The following is a 536-nucleotide window of genomic DNA, read 5'->3' as shown; positions in this document are numbered from 1 at the left end:
CGACACGGGAACGCCAAACTGCATGCAATGCCATGCCGGCAGTCAGGGAACCGTGCTCGGCGCCATCTCCATCGACATCCCCCTGGATGATGTAAAACAACAGGCCATTACCACCGTTTCCCTGCTGGGACTGTTCATATTCCTCACCGCCCTGTTTGCGCTGTTCTTGTTGCGGCGGTTGCTTCAACCACTGGTTGAAACCGCCAACGCCGTGAAGGATGTGGTGGCCCAGGCGGTCGGTGGCGTTTTTAGAGGGCGGATCGAACCGCACACTTCCGACGAGGTGGGCGAGATCGCCAGCCAGCTCAACCGTCTGATGGCATTCCTCGACGAGGGGATAAGCACCATCGGTCAGCGCGTGGGTGAATTGATGGGCCATCAAAACCCGAATGTCTGCAACCAGCTCGTCACCGCCACCGAGATGGTGGAAGGGCTGGTGGAAGCATCCCATTTCAAGCAGGCGATCGAGGAAGACCAGAGTAAACTGGAGGTCTACCAGCGCCTGGCACTTGTGCTTGGCGACAAGTTCGACTTCC

Annotated in this window: 1 protein-coding gene; it reads left to right on the top strand. The window is 58.4% G+C overall.

Going from position 1 to position 536, the window contains the following annotated elements:
* Positions 1-22: 22 nt before the first annotated feature.
* Positions 23-536 (top strand): HAMP domain-containing protein (locus F1379_RS29600; RefSeq protein WP_203457203.1); only part of this gene is annotated, 514 nt, incomplete at its 3' end.

The sequence above is a fragment of the Paenibacillus tepidiphilus genome, assembly GCF_008635795.1.
GTDB lineage: Bacteria > Bacillota > Bacilli > Paenibacillales > Paenibacillaceae > Paenibacillus_AQ > Paenibacillus_AQ tepidiphilus.
The sequence above is the reverse complement of the archived record's forward strand: the minus strand, read 5'-3'. Positions and strand labels throughout refer to the sequence as shown.